General features: G+C 35.2%; 3 protein-coding genes and 1 pseudogene. 2 read left to right on the forward strand and 2 right to left on the reverse strand.

The window, feature by feature from the left end; translation table 11 throughout:
- Positions 1-59: 59 nt before the first annotated feature.
- Positions 60-542, reverse strand: a complete 483-nt coding sequence (locus Wcon_RS09640; RefSeq protein ID WP_114516948.1) for a hypothetical protein — start codon at positions 540-542, stop codon at positions 60-62.
- 8 nt (positions 543-550) lie between these two features.
- A complete protein-coding gene (locus Wcon_RS09645; protein ID WP_114516947.1) occupies positions 551-793 on the reverse strand; it encodes a hypothetical protein in 243 nt (80 codons plus the stop codon).
- Positions 794-1,468: 675 nt separating this feature from the next.
- Here Wcon_RS09645 and Wcon_RS09650 point away from each other — a divergent pair.
- Both Wcon_RS09650 and Wcon_RS09655 read left to right on the forward strand, forming a co-directional pair.
- Positions 1,469-1,798 (forward strand): hypothetical protein, encoded by a 330-nt coding sequence (locus Wcon_RS09650; protein ID WP_114517947.1) that lies wholly within the window; start codon positions 1,469-1,471, stop codon positions 1,796-1,798.
- 29 nt (positions 1,799-1,827) lie between these two features.
- Positions 1,828-2,679 (forward strand): annotated as a pseudogene (locus tag Wcon_RS09655) (IS630 family transposase).
- The last annotated feature ends 28 nt before the right edge of the window (positions 2,680-2,707 follow it).

Below are 2,707 nucleotides of genomic sequence, written 5' to 3' on the forward strand. Positions count from 1 at the left end.
CATAAGCCGGTATTTCAAATAAGTTGGTCAAAAACCATATTTCATCTTCTGTTCTATTTTTAATTTTTATTAGTCGTACTTGCTATTGCTCTGCTTCCGCTGTAAAGATTCACTATATTATCTTCCAAAATTTCCGATCCATCTGGTTGTTGTTTTTGCGTAATTTCATTCTCTCTTATAACGCAGTACCTTCTTTTTAAGTATGTTCTTGTGATAAATTTGTATTCCTTTTTGTCAAACTCAGTGAAAGTTGCAACTTTTGCAATCCTTCTATCAAACAATAAAATATCCTCTTTTTTAACTTTAGCTTCATTAATTGCTCTAACCAGCGCTATATCTTCGCTACTTTCTTCTTGCCCTTGACAAAATCTTATACTCGTCGGTAATTGGCCTTTTAATCCAACGCTTACTTTGACTTGACTGTCATTGCTTTTACCACCTATTTTTAACCCATCTTTTATAAGGTACCCTGATAAATTTATAATTGTTGAATCGAATCTATGTAAGTTATGTGACGTTTTTCTGGGCAATAATTTTTCCACTTTGTTTATTAAATCGATATATACACCTTTAAAATAATCAGAACTTTTAACCTTTTCGATAAGCCACTGTATGTAACTGTACTTTTATCATCATTTTTATCTATCACACACCTATTTATTACCATTTCTAGTGCTCTTAAGCTTGTTTTCTGACCCATTAATATTAGCTTCATTAAGCCTTTAAATATTATTTTACCAACTAACTTAGTATTACATTTATCTACCTCTGTTGATTTTCCTAGTCTTTCCAAATCCTCGTCTTTTAGTTAAGTTTAGTATTCTTTCTATTTGATCCATTATTGCCTCCATTTTTCTTTAATAATAGCTCTTTTATCTTCTTCTTATGACACTTTCAACACTTATGCGGCACACCCCGTCCGCCACCCTTTCATCTTCGGTTCATTTCCTCTGTTCAGTTATAGAACCTACCGCTCCAAGGTATTTCTCCCTGGGATGAGGAGGGCTTCTCCAGTTGTTTAATATGTCCTTATCACCATGCTATCACTACCGCCCCGCCAAAGTAGATCAGTTGTATCATTCGGGTTTCAACTGTCTATGTTGCCTTCACCATTCCACCGATGGTTCGGCCTTTGATTCACGTTACTTTCGAGGTCACCTATGTGTTCGCTTTCGCTACAGCCTGGTAATTCACCATTATTCTTACAACAATGTTGTCGGTAGGCTTCAGCATCTTGGTTTCCCGCAATACTGCTACCCTAGTTACAGGATTCCGACTTTTGTCCTGGTAGGTTTAACTCCTACTGAACATATTCACCTTCTCTGGACACACGATGGAATTCAACCATTACGACTTTCGGATCGCACGAGAATCTTTCGTTTTGGGATGGATTGGTCATGCGTAGCGTTTGAACTCTTTAATTTTAATATAAATCAATTTAAACTATATCAGTACTGATTTCTTAAGTATGGCTAAATATCAGGTTATAACACCTGGAGAAAATAAAGAATCTATCGATATTTTATATGGTTACCACTCTACTATTTTTGGAAAAGCACTTATTGGAGTTACAACACAAAGCATCTGTCACCTTTCTTTTTGTGATTTTGAAACTTCAGCTATTAAGATACTTGAAAAAGAGTGGCCACAAGCCTGCCTGAAAGAAGATAGGCTAACAACGGCAAAAATTGTACGCAATATTTTTGACACACAAATACCTGAGAGATCATTTTCTTTGCTTGTTAGGGGAACAGACTTTCAAATTATAGCTCTTTTCATAATAGTACAAACGAGGTAAAATAAGATTTTATAGTAGTGAAGGTAAGTATGCCAGCAGCATATAGTTATGATTTAAGAAAAAAAGCAATGGAATCACTAGAAGAAGGAGAAAGCAGAGAAGCAGTGGCAGCAAGATTTAAAATTGGAAGAACTACGTTATGGGAGTGGCAGCAAAGAAAAAAGAAACAGGAGATTTTCAGTCAAAAAAACTTGGAAATGGAGGTTATAATCACAAAATTACTGACTGGAATAAATTTACTGAATTTGCTAAAAAATATGGTGGAAAAACTCTATCGGAAATGGCTAAGCTTTGGAGCAATGTTAGTATCCCAACGATTCATCGAGCTCTTAAAAAAATTGGACTCACACGCAAAAAAAGACATATGGATACAAAGAAAGGGACGAAGAAAAACGCGCTGAATTTTTGAAAATTATAGCAACAAAAGAACCTCAAAACTTAGTTTATATAGATGAGTCTGGCATTGATAACACCGAGGACTACCCTTATGGATATTGCCAGAAGGGACAGAGGTTTTATGCTCTAAAATCTGGTAAAAAAATTCAACGAATCAGTATGATTGCAGCCTTAAACGGCAGGAAAATAGTTGTTCCGTTAACATTTGAAGGCCACTGTAATATGTTAATAAATGGTTTGAGCAGTTTCTGACACCGATTTTGAAACCTGGACAAACTGTTATCCTTGATAATGCTACTTTTCATAAGTCTAATAAGATTACTGAATTTGCTAAAGGAGTTGGCGCAGAAATTTTATATCTACCGCCTTATTCTCCCGATTTTAACAAAATTGAGCATCATTGGTTTGCTATAAAAAACAGAGCTAGGAAAAACATCCCTCTATTCACATCTTTTCGTCATGCTGTTGATTCCGCTTTTCTATAAGCTTTTCGGACTATTATGAAAAGAGCTA

Source organism: Wolbachia endosymbiont of Cylisticus convexus (assembly GCF_003344345.1).